This window comes from Planomonospora corallina (assembly GCF_042650625.1).
GTDB classification, from domain to species: domain Bacteria; phylum Actinomycetota; class Actinomycetes; order Streptosporangiales; family Streptosporangiaceae; genus Planomonospora_B; species Planomonospora_B corallina.
On record NZ_JBHSBM010000023.1, the window covers coordinates 310,119 to 328,403 of the forward strand.

15 protein-coding genes and 3 tRNA genes are annotated in these 18,285 nt (G+C 72.2%); 7 read left to right on the plus strand and 11 right to left on the minus strand.

The window, feature by feature from the left end:
* Positions 1 to 60 precede the first annotated feature (60 nt).
* The 4 genes from ACFOWE_RS20710 to ACFOWE_RS20725 all read right to left on the minus strand — a co-directional run bounded on the left by ACFOWE_RS20710 (position 61) and on the right by ACFOWE_RS20725 (position 1,442).
* Entirely contained in the window at positions 61 to 1,023 is a 963-nt protein-coding gene (locus ACFOWE_RS20710; protein ID WP_377290251.1) for a redoxin domain-containing protein, read from the minus strand.
* Positions 1,024 to 1,140: 117 nt separating this feature from the next.
* Positions 1,141 to 1,216 (minus strand) — tRNA-Glu (locus ACFOWE_RS20715).
* 16 nt (positions 1,217 to 1,232) lie between these two features.
* Positions 1,233 to 1,308, minus strand: a tRNA-Glu gene (locus ACFOWE_RS20720).
* 62 nt (positions 1,309 to 1,370) lie between these two features.
* A tRNA-Gln gene (locus tag ACFOWE_RS20725) sits at positions 1,371 to 1,442 on the minus strand.
* A gap of 185 nt (positions 1,443 to 1,627) precedes the next feature.
* Between ACFOWE_RS20725 and ACFOWE_RS20730 the strand changes: the two genes are divergently transcribed.
* Positions 1,628 to 3,652 carry a M3 family metallopeptidase gene (locus ACFOWE_RS20730; protein WP_377290253.1) on the plus strand — a complete coding sequence of 675 codons (2,025 nt, stop codon included), beginning with the start codon at positions 1,628 to 1,630 and terminating at the stop codon, positions 3,650 to 3,652.
* Positions 3,653 to 3,782: 130 nt separating this feature from the next.
* Here ACFOWE_RS20730 and ACFOWE_RS20735 read toward each other — a convergent pair whose 3' ends face one another.
* Positions 3,783 to 4,319 (minus strand): PadR family transcriptional regulator, encoded by a 537-nt coding sequence (locus ACFOWE_RS20735; RefSeq protein ID WP_377290255.1) that lies wholly within the window; start codon positions 4,317 to 4,319, stop codon positions 3,783 to 3,785.
* A 54-nt stretch (positions 4,320 to 4,373) separates the two neighbouring features.
* Here ACFOWE_RS20735 and ACFOWE_RS20740 point away from each other — a divergent pair, with 54 nt between their 5' ends.
* On the plus strand, positions 4,374 to 5,756 hold the full coding sequence (locus ACFOWE_RS20740; protein WP_377290257.1) for an MATE family efflux transporter: 1,383 nt from the start codon (positions 4,374 to 4,376) through the stop codon (positions 5,754 to 5,756).
* Here the strand turns inward: ACFOWE_RS20740 and gltX are convergent.
* Both gltX and ACFOWE_RS20750 read right to left on the minus strand, forming a co-directional pair.
* A complete protein-coding gene (gene gltX, locus ACFOWE_RS20745; RefSeq protein ID WP_377290259.1) occupies positions 5,650 to 7,017 on the minus strand; it encodes a glutamate--tRNA ligase in 1,368 nt (455 codons plus the stop codon). The genes ACFOWE_RS20740 and gltX overlap by 107 nt on opposite strands.
* Complete coding sequence (locus ACFOWE_RS20750; RefSeq protein WP_377290261.1) at positions 7,014 to 7,787, minus strand: fumarylacetoacetate hydrolase family protein; 774 nt, start codon at positions 7,785 to 7,787, stop codon at positions 7,014 to 7,016. Before ACFOWE_RS20750 ends, gltX begins: the two co-directional genes overlap by 4 nt.
* 187 nt (positions 7,788 to 7,974) lie before the next feature.
* On the opposite strand from ACFOWE_RS20750, the gene ACFOWE_RS20755 reads away from it, so the two are divergent.
* The gene (locus tag ACFOWE_RS20755; protein WP_377290263.1) at positions 7,975 to 8,370 is read left to right on the plus strand and encodes an antibiotic biosynthesis monooxygenase family protein; all 396 of its coding nucleotides are present in this window, start codon (positions 7,975 to 7,977) and stop codon (positions 8,368 to 8,370) included.
* 15 nt (positions 8,371 to 8,385) lie between these two features.
* On the opposite strand, the gene ACFOWE_RS20760 is transcribed toward ACFOWE_RS20755, so the two are convergent.
* The gene (locus ACFOWE_RS20760) at positions 8,386 to 8,982 is read right to left on the minus strand and encodes an HD domain-containing protein (protein ID WP_377290265.1); all 597 of its coding nucleotides are present in this window, start codon (positions 8,980 to 8,982) and stop codon (positions 8,386 to 8,388) included.
* A gap of 70 nt (positions 8,983 to 9,052) precedes the next feature.
* On the opposite strand from ACFOWE_RS20760, the gene ACFOWE_RS20765 reads away from it, so the two are divergent.
* The 3 genes from ACFOWE_RS20765 to ACFOWE_RS20775 all read left to right on the plus strand — a co-directional run bounded on the left by ACFOWE_RS20765 (position 9,053) and on the right by ACFOWE_RS20775 (position 12,636).
* A complete protein-coding gene (locus ACFOWE_RS20765; RefSeq protein WP_377290267.1) occupies positions 9,053 to 10,096 on the plus strand; it encodes a GlxA family transcriptional regulator in 1,044 nt (347 codons plus the stop codon).
* A gap of 65 nt (positions 10,097 to 10,161) precedes the next feature.
* Entirely contained in the window at positions 10,162 to 10,779 is a 618-nt protein-coding gene (locus tag ACFOWE_RS20770) for a cysteine hydrolase family protein (RefSeq protein WP_377290269.1), read from the plus strand.
* A gap of 168 nt (positions 10,780 to 10,947) precedes the next feature.
* Positions 10,948 to 12,636: a heparinase II/III domain-containing protein gene (locus tag ACFOWE_RS20775; RefSeq protein ID WP_377290271.1), complete on the plus strand. Its 1,689-nt coding sequence runs from the start codon at positions 10,948 to 10,950 to the stop codon at positions 12,634 to 12,636.
* Positions 12,637 to 12,753: 117 nt separating this feature from the next.
* Here ACFOWE_RS20775 and cimA read toward each other — a convergent pair whose 3' ends face one another.
* Positions 12,754 to 14,331 carry a citramalate synthase gene (gene cimA, locus ACFOWE_RS20780; protein ID WP_377290273.1) on the minus strand — a complete coding sequence of 526 codons (1,578 nt, stop codon included), beginning with the start codon at positions 14,329 to 14,331 and terminating at the stop codon, positions 12,754 to 12,756.
* Between the two features lie 320 nt (positions 14,332 to 14,651).
* On the opposite strand from cimA, the gene ACFOWE_RS20785 reads away from it, so the two are divergent.
* Positions 14,652 to 15,305, plus strand: a complete 654-nt coding sequence (locus tag ACFOWE_RS20785) for an O-methyltransferase (RefSeq protein WP_377290275.1) — start codon at positions 14,652 to 14,654, stop codon at positions 15,303 to 15,305.
* Between the two features lie 114 nt (positions 15,306 to 15,419).
* Here ACFOWE_RS20785 and ACFOWE_RS20790 read toward each other — a convergent pair whose 3' ends face one another.
* Both ACFOWE_RS20790 and ACFOWE_RS20795 read right to left on the minus strand, forming a co-directional pair.
* Entirely contained in the window at positions 15,420 to 16,517 is a 1,098-nt protein-coding gene (locus ACFOWE_RS20790) for a branched-chain amino acid aminotransferase (RefSeq protein WP_377290277.1), read from the minus strand.
* Between the two features lie 191 nt (positions 16,518 to 16,708).
* Positions 16,709 to 17,755, minus strand: coding sequence for a 3-isopropylmalate dehydrogenase (locus ACFOWE_RS20795; RefSeq protein ID WP_377290279.1), 1,047 nt, complete (start codon positions 17,753 to 17,755; stop codon positions 16,709 to 16,711).
* Positions 17,756 to 18,285: the final 530 nt, after the last annotated feature.

Sequence of the window (18,285 nt, forward strand, 5' to 3'; positions counted from 1 at the left end):
CGGGGCGGCCGGGCGTTCCCCTTCCCGCAGCCCGGCCGTCCGGGCACCCCCCGGCGCCCGTCAGGCGCTCTCCTGCCAGTCGGGCAGCGGCCGGTAGATCGGGATGCCCGCGGCCTGGAGTTCCTCCCGGAGCCTGAAGTACTCCTCCCCGAACGGGTCCACCCCGGCCAGCGGCATGAGGCCGCGCCGGATGGCCAGGTCGTGCGGGGCCAGCCCGGCGGCCCGCGCCAGATGCCGCCCGGCCGCCTCGTCGCGGCCCGCGCGCAGCAGCCACGCCGCCACCCGGGCGTGCAGCCGGGCCAGCCGCTCCTCCTCGGTGGGGGCGCGCAGCTCGCGCGTGTCCGCCCCGGACTCCCCCTCGACCACCCACCGGCGCAGGGCCGCCGTGGCGCGCTCCGCCGACAGGCCGTTCATCGACCGGAAGGTGTCGGTGGCCGTCATGGTGTCCTGCGGGCGGGCGATGCGGCCGTCGGGCTCGATCCAGACCACGGTCGGCACATTGACCACGTTGTACAGCTCGGCGATCCGGCCGTCGGCGTCGACCACCGCCGGGTGGGTGAGACCCTCGAGCCACTCGCGGGCGTGACCGGGATCCCGGTCGAGGGAGACGCTGACCACGCTGAAGCCGTACCCGCCGAGCTCGCGGTGGAGCGCCTCCCAGGCGGGCAGGTCGTAGCGGCAGCCGCACCAGGAGGCCCAGAAGACCAGCGCGACCCTGGTGCCGCGCAGGCCGGGCAGCGGGCCGAACTCCGGGGCCCGGTCCGGGGCCGGAAGGACGGGCTCGCCGACCGCCACCACGCCCTCGCCCGCGTCCACGACCGTCTGCCTGCCGAGCAGTCCCGCGAAGGCCACCAGGTCCACCCCCTCGCCGGTCTCGGCCGCCGCGGCCCGGAACGCCGGCAGGCACGCCTCGCCCCGGCACCAGCCGTGCGGCTTGCGCTCCCAGCCGAGGACCGCCGTGCCGTACGGCAGGACCAGGCCCTCGATCGTGTCCTCGCGCCCGTCGGCCAGCAGAGTGATCATCAGAACCTCCTTGGATAGCGACACTTCCCAATTATTGGGCAGCACTACTATCCAATCAAGGGTTCGAGGCCGGAAAAGCGAAAACCCCTGGAAGCGGATGCTTCCAGGGGTCCTGCGTGGTAGCCCCGACCGGATTCGAACCGGCGCTACCGCCTTGAGAGGGCGGCGTCCTAGGCCACTAGACGACGGAGCCTTGCGAGGGTGACAGCTGGTAGTCCCGACCGGATTCGAACCGGCGCTACCGCCTTGAGAGGGCGGCGTCCTAGGCCACTAGACGACGGGACCGTGCCTGCTGTCGCCGGATCCGGTGGACCGGATCCGTAACGACCTCGGAAGAGAGGTCGTAGCTGGGGTACCAGGACTCGAACCTAGACTAACTGAACCAGAATCAGTCGTGCTGCCAATTACACCATACCCCACCGCTTCGGGCTTTCCTCTCGGTCGTCCCTGGCGACTCCGAAAGAATAGCCCACCTTGGGGACTAGGACCAAAACGATTGCCCCCGCTCGGCCCTGAGCCGAATCCGTGACACCGGAGTACCCGGCGGGAAGGGGTTGTGTAACGCTGATTTCGGAGATCCACCCGCATGTGAGGAGCCCGAGCCTTGGCTGAGAGCCCATCGAGCCCATCGAGCCCGTCGAGCCCGTCGGACGCGTCGAACCCGTTCTTCACCCCCAGCCCGCTGCCCTACCGGCTGCCGCCCTTCGCCGAGATCCGCGAGGAGCACTACCTGCCGGCGTTCGAGCGCGGCATGGCCGACCAGCTCGCGGAGGTGGCGGCGATCGCGAACGACCCCGAGCCCCCCACCTTCACCAACACCATCGAGGCCCTGGAGCGCTCCGGGCAGATCCTGAAGCGGGTCGCGACCGTCTTCTTCAGCCTCGCCGCCTCCGACGCGACCGACGGCATCCGGGCGATCGAGAAGGAGATCTCCCCCCGGCTGACCAAGCACTCCGACGCCATCCACCTCGACCGCGCCCTCTACGCGCGGATCAAGCAGGTCTCCACCGGCGATCCCGAGGAGGCCTGGCTGCTGGAGAAGTACCGCGAGGACTTCGTCCGCGCCGGCGCCGAGCTGTCCGAGGACGAGCAGGAGCGGCTGCGCGCCCTCAACGAGGAGCTCACCACGCTCGCCACGACCTTCGCGCAGAACCTGCTGACGGCCGGCACCGCCTCGGCCCTGGTCGCGAAGGACGCCAAGGAGCTGGACGGGCTCTCCGAGAGCACGCTGGAAGCGATCAAGAAGGACGGCGGGTACGTCCTGCCGCTGCTCAACTTCACCAACCAGCCGGCCCTGGCCGAGCTGACCGACCGCGAGACCCGCAGGAAGCTGTACGAGCTCTCGGTGAACCGGGCGCCGGAGAACTTCGGTCTGGCCACCAGGCTGGCCGCGCTCCGCGCCGAACGCGCGGCCCTGCTCGGCTTCCCCAGCCACGCCGCCTACACCGTCGCCGACCAGACCGCCAAGACCACCGAGGCCGTCGAGGAGATGCTCGGCAAGCTGGCGGGCCCGGCGGTGGCCAACGCCCGGCGCGAGGCCGAGGCGCTGAGCGAGCAGGCCGGCTTCCCCATCGAGCCGTGGGACTGGTCGTTCTACGCCGAGAAGGTGCGCAAGGCCCGCTACGACTTCGACAGCTCCGAGCTGCGCCCCTACTTCGAGCTGGACCGGGTCTTCAGGGACGGCGTCTTCCGCGCGGCCACGGAGCTGTACGGCCTGACCTTCACCGACCGGACCGACCTGATCGGCTACCACCCCGACGTCCGGGTCTACGAGGTCGCCGACGCCGGCGGCGCGCCGCTGGGCCTGTTCCTGCTCGACCCCTACGCCCGGCCCACCAAGCGGGGCGGCGCGTGGATGAACAACCTCGTGGACCAGTCGCGCCTGTTCGGCGAGCGGCCCGTGGTGATGAACAACCTCAACGTCACCAAGCCCGCGCAGGGCCCGACGCTGCTGACCTTCGACGAGGTCAACACCGCCTTCCACGAGTTCGGCCACGCCCTGCACGGCCTCTTCTCCGACGTGCGCTTCCCGCGCGTCTCCGGCACCTCGGTCCCGCGCGACTTCGTGGAGTACCCCTCGCAGGTCAACGAGATGTGGGCGACCTGGCCCTCCATCCTGGAGGGCTTCGCCCGCCACCACGAGACCGGCGAGCCCGTCCCGGCGGAGCTGCTGGAGAAGATGCGGGCCGCGGAGAAGTTCAACCAGGGCTTCGCGACCGTCGAGTACCTCGCCGCCGCGCTGCTCGACTGGGCCTGGCACAAGCTCGCCCCGGGCGAGACCGTCGAGGACGCCGAGGCGTTCGAGGCGGCGGCCCTGGAGCGCGCCGGGATCGCCTTCGAGCTGGTCCGCCCGCGCTACCGGACGAACTACTTCGCGCACGTCTTCTCCTCCGGCGTGGGCGGCTACAGCGCCGGCTACTACTCCTACATCTGGAGCGAGGTCCTCGACGCCGACAGTGTCGAGTGGTTCAAGGAGAACGGCGGGCTGAAGCGGGAGAACGGCGACCACTTCCGCGCCACGCTGCTGTCGGTGGGCGGCTCCAGGGACGTGATGGACGCCTTCCGCGACTTCCGCGGACGCGACCCGCGCATCGAGCCCCTGCTGGAGCGGCGGGGCCTGCTGGTCTGATCCTCAGGCGGGGAGCCCCCGGCCCTCGATCGGCCGCGGGCCCGGGGGCTCCCGCCGATCGGCCCGGCCAGGCCGGAGGACCTGGTCCGGGCGGCCGCGACCCCCGGGGGCTCCCGCCTCCCCCGGGCCCTCATGACTCCAGCGCCGCGATCGCCTCCCGCAGCCACTGCTTCTCGGCGCTGCCGGTGGCGCGGGCGATCAGCAGCATGCCGCGGTGGAACGGGTCGGAGACCTCCTCGGCCCGCTGCGGCCGGCCGTCCGCGTAGAAGAAGCTCGCGGGCGCCTGGAGGAAGTCGAGGCGGCGGCGGAGGACCCTGGCCTGGTCCGCGCGGTCGGGGAGCTGCGACAGGAAGGTCAGCAGGCCGAAGAACCGGGTCTGGTCGCTGATGTCGAACTCGTCCGGCTCCCGGAGCCGCCGCAGCAGCTCGGCCCGGCCGGCGTCCGTCAGGGTGAGCACCTGGCGCCGGGCGGCGGCCGCACCCTCCTCCTCGTGCCGCTCCAGCAGCCCCGCCTTCTCCAGCCGGGTGATGGCAGGGTAGAGCGCGCCGTCGCTGACCGGGCGGAGGTGGCCGCTCAGCTGATGGATGCGGGCCTTGAGCTCGTAGCCGTGCTTGGGCCCCTCACCGAGCAGGCCCAGGATCGACAGGGCCAGGTCACCGCTTGCCATGGGCGCATCGTAACGCTATACCTCTAAACGAGCTATATCGAATCGAGGTAAAGCATGGCGTTGATCCGCCTCGCCCTGCCCGTCTACGTGGAACTGCTGACCGCCGTGGTCGCCGTGGGCCTGATCGACCTGCTCTGGGTCTCCGGGCTGGGCGAGCGGGCGGTGGCGGCCGTCACGATCGCCACCACCGTGGAGAACCTCGTGCTGGGCGTGGTCCTCGCCGTCACCACGGGAACCACCGTCCTGGTGGGCCGGCGCGACGGCAGGCTCCCCACCGCCCCGGTCGTCCGTACGGCGTGGCTGCTGTGCGCGGCGACCGGCCTCGCCGTGGCGGCCTGCGGCGTGCCGCTCCGCGAACCGCTCGCCGGCCTGTTCACCGACGACGCCGCGACGGCCGCCCTGACCGCCGGCTTCTTCCTGGTCTCCATGGCCGGGGTCCCGGTCTTCTACGCGCAGTCCCTGGCCGACGGCGTCTTCAAGGGCTTCGGGGACACCAGGACCCCGATGCGCAACGCGCTGCTCTGCAACGCGCTGGTGATCGCCCTCGACCCGCTGCTCATCCACGGCCTGGAACTGGGTGTGCCCGGCGCGGCGCTGGCGACCGTACTGGCCCGGCTGGTCACCCTCGCCGTCTCCCTGACCCTGCTCCGGCGGCGGACGTCCTGCGCCGTGCCCGCCGCGGGAGGAGCGGCGGAGCGGGCGGACGCGCATCGGGAAGCCCCGACGGCCCGAGTGGCCGGGGAGCGGGCGGACCGGGCGCCCACGGCGCCGGAGCCCCCGGCCCGGGCGCACGCCGCGGAGATCCTCCGCACCGGCCTGCCCATGTCCGGCGACTTCCTGGCCAGGTCCCTGGCCGGCCTGCTCATGGTCGACATCGTGGGCGGGCTCGGGGTGACGGCGCTGGCCGGGTACGGCATCGGCACGAAGGTCATGCTGGCGGGGGTGATGGCCTTCTACGCGCTCCGCCAGGCCGCGCTGATCCGCACCGCCCGCACCGGCCGGGCCGGGCCGGTGCTCCGGTACGGCCTGGCCGCCGGGGCCGCGGTCGCCGCCGTGCTCAACACGGTCGCGGCGCCCGCGGCGGGGCTGTTCACCGGTGACCCCGCAGTGGCCGCCGCGGCCGTGGACTTCCTGCGCTGGATGACGCTCTACCTCGTCCCGTTCGGCGGCCTGATCGCGCTCGGCGGCACGCTCCAGGCCGAGGGCAGGGGCAGCCGGCTGCTCACCGCCACGCTGGCGGGCTTCGCGGTCCAGCTGCCCCTGGCCGCCTTCCTCGCCTCCGCGCTCGGGGCGAGCGGCGTCTGGCTGGCGATGGCGGCCGGGGCCGCGCTCAGCCTCGCAGGCGCGTCAGCGCCGCGCGCAGGCGCTCGGCCGAGCGCTCCCGGCCGAGCGCCTCGATCGACTCGAACAACGGCAGGCCGACCGTCCGCCCGGTGATCGCCACCCGGACGGGGGCCTGGGCCTTGCCGAGCTTGAGCCCGTGCTCCGCGCCGACCTCCTCCAGGGCGGTCTTCAGCGCCTCGGCGGTCATCTCGGCCGTCTCCAGGCGGGCGAGGTAGCCGGCCAGGATCTCCTCGGCCGGGCCCTTCATCGCCTTGTCCCAGGAGGCCTGGTCGAAGAACGGCTCGTCCAGGAAGAGGAAGTCGACGTTCGCGCTGATCTCGGAGAGCACCGAGACGCGGGTCTGGGCCAGCTCGGCGATCCCGGCGAAGGTCGCCCGGTCCCAGCTCGGGTCGAGCCACGGCTCGCAGCGCCGGATGAAATCGTCCAGCGGGAGCGCCCGGATGTACTCGCCGTTGAAGGCCCGCAGCTTCTTCTCGTCGAAGAAGGCGTTGGCGGAGTTGACGTCCTCCAGCTTGAACAGCGGCATCATCTCCGACCAGGGCATGATCTCCCGGTCCTCGCCGGGGCCCCAGCCGAGCAGCATCAGGTAGTTCACCATCGCCTCGGCCAGGTAGCCCTCCTCGCGGTAGGACTCCAGGGCCACCTTGTCCCGGCGCTTGGAGAGCTTCTTGCGCTGCTCGTTGACGATGACCGGCAGGTGCGCCCAGACCGGCGGCTCGGCGCCCAGCGCGGGCCACAGCAGCTCCTGGCGCTGGGCGTTGGCCAGGTGCTCCTCGCCCCGGACCACGTGGGTGATGCCCTGGGTGATGTCGTCGACGGCGTTGGCCAGCACGTACAGCGGCGAGCCGTCGCTGCGCGCGATGACGAAGTCCTCCTGCGCGTCGTTGGGGAACTCCACCCGGCCGCGGATCACGTCGTCCACCACGGTGACGCCCTCGTCGGGGGTGCGGAAGCGGACCGCGCCCTCGGTGAGGCCCCGGTCACGGCAGAAGCCGTCGTAGCCCTTGTGCTGCGAGCCGGTGCGCTCCTCGAGCTTGTCCCGGGTGCAGTCGCAGTAGTACGCCTTGCCGTCGGCGAGCAGCTTGGCGACGGCCTCGCGGTGCCGCGGCTCGTTCTCCGACTGGAAGTGGGGACCCTCGAAGACCGGGCTCTCGTCGCTGATCCCGATCCAGGCCAGGGCGGAGAGGATCCCCTCGGTCCACTCGGGCCGGTTGCGCGCCGCGTCGGTGTCCTCGACGCGCAGTACGAAGCGGCCACCGGACTGCTGGGCCAGCGCCCAGTTGAACAGCGCCGAACGGGCGCCGCCGACATGGAACATGCCGGTGGGCGACGGAGCGAAACGAACCCTGATCACCGGGAGACCACCCTGTTGCTGAGAGTGCCGATACCTTCGATGCTGACGCTGACCTCGTCCCCGACCTCGAGCGGGCCGACCCCCTCGGGCGTCCCGGTGAGGATCACGTCGCCGGGGATCAGGGTCATGACCGCGCTCACGTGGGCGATCAGCGCGGGAATGTCGTGGATGAGCTTGGAGGTGCGCGAGCTCTGCCGGACCTCGCCGTTCACCTTCGTGGTGATGCCCAGGTCGGCGGGGTCGAGCTCGGTCTGGATCCACGGGCCGAGCGGGCAGAAGGTGTCGAAGCCCTTGGCCCGGGTGTACTGCACGTCCTTCTTCTGCAGGTCACGAGCGGTGACGTCGTTGGCGCAGGTGTAGCCGAAGACGACCTCGTGGGCCCGCTCGACGGGGACCTCCCGGCAGAGCCTTCCGATCACCACGGCCAGCTCGCCCTCGTGGTCGACCCGCTGCGAGAGCCCGACCGGGTAGGCGACGGCCTCCCCGGGGCCGATCACCGAGGTGGACGGCTTCAGGAAGAACAGCGGCTCCTCGGGCACCTCGCCGCCCATCTCACGGGCGTGCTCGGCGTAGTTCCTGCCGATGGCGACGACCTTGCTGGGCAGCATGGGCGCCAGCAGCCTGACGTCGCTGAGCGCGTGCCGTTCACCGGTGAACTGGATCGGGCCGAACGGGTGGCCGGAGACCGCCGAGACGAACTCCTCACCGGGGCCGCCCTCGACCACCCCGAATCCGACACCGTCGCCTGTGGAGAACCTCGCTATACGCACAGGACAAGGCTAGTGCCGCTCGGGCTCCCGCCGGACCTCCCCCGCGCCCGGCTCTCCCGGGCCGCTCCCCGTGCGGGATCCCAGGACCGTCACGGCGCCGGCCGCGGCGTACGGCCGCGGAGTCGCTCCCGGCGCGGCGGGAGGGAGGACCGTAGGGTGATCGGAAGACGTTCCGGAAGGAGACCTCATGTCCGTTGTGAAGATGAACGTGCTCACGGTGCCCGCGGAGATGCGCGAGGAGCTGGAGAAGCGCTTCGCCAACCGGGCCGGGTTCGTGGAGTCGGCCGACGGGTTCGAGTGGTTCGAACTGCTCCGCCCGGTGGAGGGCACCGACCGCTACCTGGTCTACACCCGCTGGCGCTCGGAGGAGGACTTCCAGCGCTGGACCGAGAGCCGGGCGTTCCAGCAGGGGCACGCCCAGGCCGCCGCCGAGGCGGGCGCACAGGGCCACGGTCACGGCCACGGGCAGGAGCAGGGGCAGGGGCAGGGGCACGGTCACGGGCACGGCCAGGGCGGTCCGGCCGCCTCCGGCTCCGAGATCTGGTCGTTCGAGGTCGTGCAGAGCGCGGCTCCGAAGTCCTGACCGTTCCCGGGCCGGTCAGCGCTCCAGCGGGTTGGCGGCGATGCGCCCGGCGATGCCGCTGCGCACGAACCCCCCGGCGAGGCTGTCCGGCTTGCGCTCTCCCTGGTCCAGCATGCAGGCGGTGAACTCCTTGCCGATCTCCAGCCGGGGGTACCGGCCGAGGACCTCGGCCCGCAGTTCCGCGGGCCAGTCCCCGGGCCCGCGGCCGGAGATGTCCAGCGCGGTGGAGAGCTCCAGCAGGTGCCCCTCGGGGTCGGCGGCCACGTCCACCTCGTCCCACATGTGCCGCACGATCACCTCCGAGACCCGGCGGCGGCGCTCGACCGGCCAGCCCGCGCCCGCGGCGAAGACCCAGGCGACGTGGCCGCCGGCCTCCTCGAACGGCACGGTGTGGCTGTCGAACTCCGCGACCAGCCCGATGTCGTGGAACATCGCCGCCACGTACAGCAGCTCGGCGTCGAAGGCGATGTCGCGGGCCTGGGCGTAGGCCGCCGCCCAGAGGTAGGCGCGGACCGAGTGGTTGAGCAGGGAGGGCGAGCAGTAGGCCGTGGCCGCCTCCAGCGCGGTACGGCAGGCGGACGTGCCGGGAACGGTGATCTCGTCGAGTCGCATGTGCCCAGGATGTCCGGACCGGGCCGGCCGGACGAGTGGCCGGGACGCCACCCGCCGATAGGATCACGCCATGTCCTCCCCCGCGGAGACCCCTCCGGCGAGCACGTCCCCGGCCTCCCCGGCCTTCTTCACGCCCCCGGCGCCTTTCTCGACGGTCGCGGTGCTGCTCTTCGACGAGATCCCGCTGTTCGAGGCGTCGGTGCCGATCGCGGTCTTCGGCGAGCGCCGTCCCGGGACTCCGGAGTTCGAGGTGCGGGCGGTGGCCGCCGAGGGCGGCCCGGTGCGCACGGACGCCGGGCTCACCCTCGACGCGCCGTACGGCCTGGCGGCGGCCGAGGACGCCGACCTGGTGATCGTGCCGACCTGGCGGAGCCCGCTCTCGCCCCGCCCGCCCTCGCCGGAGGCGCTGGACGTGCTGCGCCGGGCCCACGCCCGGGGCGCGACGGTCGTCTCCCTGTGCCTGGGCACGTTCGTGCTGGCCGCCACCGGTCTGCTGGACGGACGCCCGGCCACCACCCACTGGCGCTACACCGACCTGCTGGCCTCCATGCACCCGCGCGTCGAGGTCCGGCCGGACGTGCTCTACGTGGACGAGGGCGACATCCTCACCTCGGCCGGGAGCACCGGCGGCATCGACCTGTGCCTGCACCTCGTGCGCCGCTCGTACGGCACGCGGGTGGCCGGCACCATCGCCCGGAGCCTGGTCACGCCGCCGCACCGGGCCGGCGGCCAGGCGCAGTACATCGACCACCCCGTCCCCGCCCCCGCCACCGGCGATCCTCTCGGCGACGTCCTGGACTGGGCCCTGCGCCACCTGGAGGAGGAGCTGACCGTGGACGCGCTGGCCGCGCGGGCGCTGATGAGCAGGCGCACCTTCGACCGGCGGTTCCGGCAGGCCACCGGGACGACCCCCGCCCAGTGGCTGCTCCACCAGCGGGTCCTGCACGCCCAGCGGCTGCTGGAGACGACCGACGAGCCGGTCGAGCGGATCGCCCGCCGTGCGGGCTTCGCCTCGGCGGTGGCGCTGCGGCCCCATTTCCGCCGCCGGGTGGGGATCTCGCCCGCCGCCTACCGGAGCGCCTTCGGCGGTCCCCCCGCCGGGGCGCTGGCGTGAATCCCGCGGTGGATGGCCGACGGCGCCCTCACACCGGACCCGCCCCCGCCGCCAGGCTTGAGCGCATGAGACGCGCCCTCGTCGTCATCGACGTGCAGAACGAGTACTTCACCGGCGACCTCCCGATCGCCCATCCGCCGCGCGAGGAGAGCCTGGCGGCCGTGCTGACCGCCATGGACACCGCCCGCGAGCACGGCGTCCCGGTGGTCGTGGTCCGGCACACCTCCCCCGCCTCCTCGCCCCTGTTCGGCTCCGGCGGGCACGGCTGGGAGCTCCGCGAGGAGGTGGCGGGCAGGCCGTACGACCACCTGGTGGACAAGGCGACGGCCTCGGCCTTCGCCGGGACGGACCTGGGCGGGTGGCTGGAGGAGCGGGGCGTCGACACGCTGACCGTGGCCGGGTACATGACCCAGAACTGCGACGAGTCCACCGCCCGCGACGCCTTCCACCGGGGCCTGGCCGTGGAGTTCCTGTCGGACGCGACCGGCACCGTCGCGCTGGCGACCCCGGCGGGGAGCCTGTCCGCCCGGCAGGTGCACGAGCACGTGCTGGTGGTGATGGCCTCCAACTTCGCCGCGGTGGCCACCACCGCCGAGTGGGCCGCCGCCGTCCGGGCCGGTGAGCCGCTGCCGCGGCCGAGCATCTGGGCGAGCACCCGCCAGGAGGCCGCCGCCCGCGCGTGACGGACCGGACCCGGCCCGCCGCGCCCCGTGCGGCCGGCCGGGTCCGTGCATCTAGTTGCTAACGATGCCCTGGGAAAAGTCCTCCCAGCTTGACCGGTTCGGCGGGATGTCGATGGGATGCTGCCCAAGCATTCTTCCCTACCCCACCTGCCCCGGAAGGAAACTGGCGTGCGCCCCCGCACACGAGCACTCGTCCTGTCCACCGCCCTGCTGCTGTCCGGTGGCGGCACCCTCGGCACAGCGGAGGCGGCCGGCACCGGCGGCGCGGTCAAACGCACCGCCGAGTGCCAGGGCGACTGGCTGCCCGCCACCCCGACCGGGCCGGACGTCATGGCCGGGCAGGTGTCCTTCCTCGACCTGCCCGCCGTCAAGGTGGGCAGGGACGTCGACTGGCGGACCGACCCCTACCGCAACCGCTCGTGGAGCATGGTCTTCCACTCCCTGCGCTGGATGGGCCGGCTCGTCGCCGACTACGAGACGAACGGGGACAGGGCCTACCTGGAGCGCGCCACCGAGATCGCCCGGGACTGGGTGAAGGACAACCCGCGCCGCGGCGGTGGCAGCCCGTACGCCTGGCAGGAGCACCCGATCGCGCTGCGCGCCCCCGCGCTGGTCTGCCTGAGCAAGCACGTCAAGGAGTCCTGGCTGACGAAGAGCCTGGCCGAGCACGCCGCGATGCTGTCGGACCCGAAGCTGTACGAGAAGGGCCACAACCACGGCATCGACCAGGACATCGCGCTGCTCGGCATCGGCTGCCGCTACGGGCGCGAGGCGTGGACCTCCCTGGCGATCCGCCGCCTGACCGAGACCGTGGAGCTCGACGTCGACTCCCAGGGCGCGCTCCGCGAGCAGGCGCCCCGCTACGCGGTCTACGTCCACGACCGGCTCAAGGTCGCGATGGACAACATCGAGGCGTGCGGCCGGAAGGTGCCGTCGGCGATCGAGAGGCGCTGGGAGGCGCTCAAGACCTTCGTCGCCCACTCCACCCAGCCCAACGGCTTCATGGTCCCGATCGGCGACGGCGGCGCCGACGTGCGCCCGGCCGGCTACGACACCCCGAAGAAGACCGTGAAGGTCTACCGGAACGGCTACGTGTACGGCCGGACCGACTGGGGCAAGCCGGAGTCGGCGTTCTACTCCGTCCGGTTCGGCCCGGGCACCAAGTACCACGGCCACGAGGACCACCTGGGCGTCACCTACTACGCCCAGGGCCGCGACGTCCTGGTCGACGTGGGCTTCCACTCCTACGAGGACAACGCCTACCGCCACTGGACGATGTCCCCCGAGGCGCACAACGTCCCGGTCGTGGCCGGCGCCCGCTTCCGCCCCAGGGCCGCGACGGCCCTGACGAAGTCGTCGGTCAAGGACGGCCGGCAGAGCTTCCGCCTCACCGACCGGGCGTACGGCGTGCCGCGCACCCGCTCGGTCCTGGTCAACCACGGCGAGGACGTGATGGCCGTGCTCGACACGGTGCCCCCGGGCTCGAAGGTCCGCTCCCTCTGGCACTTCTCCGCGGACCTGTCGGTGGTCTCGAACGGCGGCGGCCAGGTCGTGGTCAAGGACAAGACCGGCTGGAAGGCGACGCTCGTCCAGCTCGCGATGCCGTCCTGCAAGGCGGTCGGCGGCCAGAAGGTCGTCCGCGGCTCGAGCAGCCCCTTCCAGGGCTGGGTCTCCCCCGCCTACCTGAAGAAGCAGGCCGCCCCCGCCGTCGTCTCCCCCGACGTCGCCGGCGGGCTGCTGACCGTGGTGGTGCCCGGCACCGGCGCCCCCTCGGTCTCCTGCTCCGGCGGCAAGGTCACCCTGGAGACCTCCGGCGGCGCGGTCTCCTTCAGGGCCGCGGGCACGACCCTCTCCTGACGCCGCTCCCCGCCCGGCCCGCGCCTTCCCCCGCGGCGGGCCGGGCGGGGGCCGCGGGGACCGACCGGGTGAGGGCCGCAGGGACCGCAGCCGGGCGGGACCACAGCCGGGCCGGGCTCAGTCCGTCGCGTGGCCCGCGCGCAGCAGACCGTAGGTGACGGCCTGCTCCAGGGCCTGCCAGGAGGCCTCGATGACGTTCTCGGCGACGCCCACCGTGGCCCACTCGCCCGTCGCGTCGCTGGAGGTGACGAGCACCCGGGTGACCGCGTCGGTGCCGTGGGCGCCCTCCAGGATCCGGACCTTGAAGTCGACCAGCTCGACCCCGGCCAGCTCCGGGTAGAGCCGCTCCAGCGCGGTCCGCACCGCCTTGTCCAGCGCGTTGACGGGGCCGTTGCCCTCCCCGGTGGCGATGATCCGCTCGCCCTTGGCGTGCAGCTTGACCGTGGCCTCGCTCACCATCTCGCCCCCGCGCGTCCGCTCGACGATCACCCGCCACGACTCGACGTCGAAGTGGCGCCGGCGCTCGCCCGCGACGGTGTCGCGGAGCAGCAGCTCGAAGGAGGCGTCGGCGGCCTCGAAGGTGTAGCCGCGCGACTCCAGCTCCTTGACCCGGTCCACCAGGTCGCGCGAGGTCTCCGCCGACAGCTCGTAGCCCAGCTCGCGGCCCTTGAGCTCGACCGAGGCCCGGCCGGCCATGTCGGAGACGAGCATGCGCATGTCGTTGCCGACCTGCGCCGGGTCGATGTGCTGGTAGAGGTTGGGGTCCACCTTGATGGCGCTGGCGTGCAGTCCGGCCTTGTGCGCGAAGGCGGAGACGCCGACGTAGGGCGCGTGGGAGTTCGGGGTGACGTTGGTGATCTCGGTGATCGCGTGGGCGATCCGGGTCATGTCGGCCAGCGCCTCCCGCGGCACGAGGTCGAAGCCCCGCTTGAGCTGGAGGTTGGCCACGACGGTGAACAGGTTGGCGTTGCCGGAGCGCTCGCCGTACCCGTTGGCGCAGCCCTGCACGTGGGTGGCGCCCGCCCGCACCGCGGCCAGGGTGTTGGCCACCGCGCAGCCGGTGTCGTCGTGGCAGTGGATGCCGATGCGGGCCCCGGTGCCGACCGCCTCGTGGACGACCTCGGCGAGCTCGTCGGGGAGCATGCCGCCGTTGGTGTCGCAGAGCGCGATCACCGAGGCGCCGGCCTCGGCGGCGGTGCGCAGCACCTCCAGCGCGTAGGCGGGGTTGGAGGCGTACCCGTCGAAGAAGTGCTCGGCGTCGAGGAAGACCCTCTGGCCCTCCGCACGCAGGTGGGAGACGGTGTCGCGGATCATCGCGAGGTTCTCCTCAAGGGTCGTGCGGAGGGCCAGCTCGACGTGCCGGTCGTGGCTCTTGGCGACGAGCGTCACGACCGGCGCGCCGGATTCGCGCAGTGCGGCCACCAGTGGGTCGTCGGCTGCCTTCACGCCGGCCCGGCGGGTCGCGCCGAACGCGGCGAGCTGCGCGTGCTTCAGGTCGAGCTCGGTCCGAGCCCGCCGGAAGAACTCGGTGTCCTTGGGGTTGGCGCCGGGCCAGCCGCCCTCGATGAACCCGACGCCCAGGCCGTCCAGGTGCCGCGCGACGGCCAGCTTGTCGGCCACGGTGAGGTTGAGGCCCTCCTGCTGCGCGCCGTCGCGGAGCGTGGTGTCGTAGACGTGGAAGCGGTCGTCGGTCATTGAGGATCTCCTTCGCGGTGCGGTGTCGCCGCGCGCCCATTCGGCTCGGGAAAGCAAAAAGACCCCTCACGGACGTGAGAGGTCTGCGCGCCGGCGGTGTCCCTTTTCAGCCGGCGCGCCTGCCGATAATGAGCAGACCGTAGGACATGATGCTCTGCAGTCTGCCACACGCGACCGCCATCTGACACATTGATCTCGGCATTCGAGACGTACGGCACAGTGCCGGGACATGGGCGGAAGGAGCCGCCGGACGGCGCGCCACGCCACCGCGGACGGGGTCCCTCCGGTGTAGATCACCTGTGGCCGGTGAGAATGGCGTGATGAAGGCGATTTATCTCGAGCCGACGGTCGGGCAGTACCTGCTCGCGCACTCGACCCTGCCGGACGAGCTGCTGGACGAGCTGGCCATGGAGACGCGCGAGCTCGCGGGCGAGCAGGCGATCATGCAGATCACCCCGGCTCAGGGAGGGTTCCTCACGATGATCGCCCAGATCCGCGAGGCCCGGAACGCCGTGGAGGTGGGCACCTTCACCGGTTACTCCTCCATCTGCCTGGCCCGCGGCCTGGCCCCCGGCGGGAGGCTGACCTGCTTCGACGTCAGCGAGGAGTGGACCACGGTGGCCCGGCGGTACTGGGACGAGGCCGGGCTCGCCGACCGCATCGAGCTCCGCCTCGGCCCGGCCGCGATCCGGCTCCGGGAGCTGCCCGCCGACCCGCCCGTCGACCTGGCGTTCATCGACGCCGACAAGCCGAACTACCCGGTCTACTACGAGATCCTCATGTCCCTGCTCGCCCCGGGCGGGGTGATCCTCGTCGACAACACCCTGGGCGGCGGCCGGGTCGCCCAGCCCAAGGACCGTGACGAGGGCGTGGAGGCGCTGCGCGACTTCAACGACATGGTCGCCTCCGACCCCCGGACCACCTCGATCATGCTTCCCATGGCCGACGGCCTCACCATGATCCGGAAGAACTGACGAGGACGTTCCCGGGCCTGTCGCCGCGCGCCGGACGTTGCGCGCCGGCCCGGGGCCGGGGCCTGCGGGGCCCGTGGGCGTGCCGCCCCGGGCCCCGGACCGGGAGAGGACCGGTCAGCAGATCTTGTGGACCCAGTTGTGCGGGTCGGGGCGGGTGCCGTACTGGATGCCGGTGAGCTCGGAGCGGATCCGCTGGGTGACCGGGCCGGGGGTGCCGTCGCCGATCGTCCAGGCGCGGTCGGCGCCCTTGACCGAGCCGACCGGGGTGACGACCGCCGCGGTGCCGCAGGCGAAGACCTCGGTGAGCTCGCCGGAGGCGCAGCCCTCCTGCCACTCCTCGATCGAGATGCGCCCCTCCTCGGCGGTGAGGCCGAGGCTGCCGGCCAGCGCGAGGATCGAGTCGCGGGTGATGCCCGGCAGCAGCGTGCCGGTGAGCGCGGGGGTGAGCAGCCGGTCGCCGTAGACGAAGAACAGGTTCATCCCGCCCATCTCCTCGACGTGGCGGTGCTCGTTCGCGTCCAGCCAGACCACCTGGTCGCAGCCGTTCTCGACGGCCTGGCGCTGGGCCACGAAGGCCGCCGCGTAGTTCCCGCCGCACTTGGCGAAGCCGGTGCCGCCGGGCGCGGCCCGGGTGTACTCGGTGGACAGCCAGACCGAGACCGCCTTGCTCGCGCCGAAGTAGGCGGCGGCCGGGGAGGCGATCACCATGTACTTGTAGCTCTTCGACGGGTAGTTCACCCCGAGCGCCGGCTGCGTGGCGATCATGAAGGGGCGCAGGTAGAGGCTGTGCCCCTCCGTCGTCGGCACCCACTCCCGGTCGGTCTGGACGAGCAGTTCCAGCGACTCGACGAAGGTCTCCTCGGGCAGCTCGGGCATGGCCATGCGCCGGGCGGAGGAGTTGAAGCGGGCGGCGTTGGCGTACGGCCGGAAGCTCACGATCGCGTCGCTGCCCGGCTGCCGGTAGGCCTTCAGGCCCTCGAAGAGCTCCTGGGCGTAGTGGAAGACCGAGGTCGCCGGGTCGAGCGCGAGAGGGCCGTACGGCATGAGCCGGGCGTCGTGCCAGCCCTCGCCCTCGGTGTAGTCGATCGAGATCATGTGGTCGGTGAAGACCTGGCCGAACCCGGGGCTCTCCATTACCCGCTCACGCTCTGCCGCGGTGCGCGCGTGGTCGGAGAGCTGCACGTCGAAGCTGAGCTTCTGAGCGGTGGTCATGACGGAGATCCTTCTCTTTGTGGTGGCTCTACCCTTAAGTCCATTCTGCGGTGGACCCGGGTAACGGGAAACTACTGCATTCCAGGGTGTGATCGGCAGGATCCACCCCCGCCCGGACACACGAAGACGCGCCCGGCGGCTCGAGGAGAGCCGCCGGGCGCGTCTTGGGGTCGAGGAGGAGTGGCGGCTCGTCAGCCGGCTACTCGGGCGGTGATGTCGTCGCCGATCTCCTGGGTGGTCCGGCTGCTCCAGCCGGTCTGCCGCTCGACCAGGTCGTCGGCGACGGCCTGCTCGACCCGGGCGGCCTCCTCGGCCAGGCCGAGGTGGTCCAGGAGCATGGCGACCGACAGGATGGTGGCGGTCGGGTCGGCCTTGCCCTGGCCCGCGATGTCGGGAGCGCTGCCGTGGACCGGCTCGAACATGCTGGGCGCGGTCCGGTCGGGGTTGATGTTGCCGCTCGCCGCCAGGCCGATGCCGCCGGCGACGGCCGCGCCGATGTCGGTGATGATGTCGCCGAAGAGGTTGTCGGTGACGATCACGTCGAACCGCTGCGGCTGGTTGACGAAGAACATCGAGGCCGCGTCGATGTGGCAGTAGTCGGTCTCGACGTCGGGGTACTCCAGGCTGACCCGGTCGACGGTGCGGGCCCACAGGTCGCCGGCGTAGGTCAGCACGTTGGTCTTGTGGACCAGCGTGAGCTTCCTGCGGGGGCGGGAGAGCGCCTTGTCGAAGGCGTAGCGGACGACGCGCTCGACGCCGTAGGCGGTGTTCACCGACTCCTGGGTGGCGACCTCCTGCGGGGTGCCGCGGCGCAGCACGCCGCCGGCCCCGGCGTACAGCCCCTCGGTGCCCTCGCGCACGACGACCATGTCGATGTCCTCGGGGCGGGCCTCGCCGAGCGGGGTCTCCACGCCGGGGAAGAGCTTGACCGGACGGAGGTTCACGTAGTGGTCGAGGTCGAAGCGGAGCCGGAGCAGCAGGTCGCGCTCCAGGATGCCGGGGGGCACGCTGGGGTCGCCGATCGCACCGAGCAGGATCGCGTCGTATCCGCGCAGCTCGTCCAGGACCGCGTCCGGGAGGGTCTCACCGGTCTCGTGGTAGCGCTTGGCACCGAGATCGTAGGTGGTGGTCTCCACCTTCGTCCCGACCGCTTCGAGGACCTTCAGGCCCTCGGCCACGACTTCGGTCCCGATCCCGTCACCGGGGATGACCGCCAGGCGAATGTTGCGCGAGTTCATGCAGGCACCTTACCGGCCCGTCCCGGTGGACGGACAGCGGTCTCAGTAGTTGGACATACCAGCGGTTCGCGGGACGAACGCCCGCAAGAGCCGACGCGCCGGGCGTCGCCCGCGGGCGACGCCCGGCGGCCTGCGCCTCAGCGGGTCGGGGCGCCGCCGTTGTCGCGGCGGTCCAGGGCGGCCTGGAGAGCCTCGGCGGCCTCCTCCTTGGCGTCCTCGGGAGAGTTCCAGGGATACATGTCGTACATGGCGATTCTCATCTCGGTCGCACGGAAAACGGAAAGCACGGGGGGAGGCCGTCCGGGGGTCCGATCGCGGATCCGGACCGGGCCTGGGGTCGCGGGTCCGGATCACGGACCGGCGACGAGGGGGCTTACCGACCGGCGCGCGCCGCGCTCACCGCGGCGGGTTGCCGGCCTGCCCCTGTCAGGCCCCGCCGCGGCAGGTAATGAGTACGAGAACCTGGCGCATTTCATCCCAGAATACCTGGCCACCGGGATGACGTCTCGCCCGCCGTACACCCTTCTCAC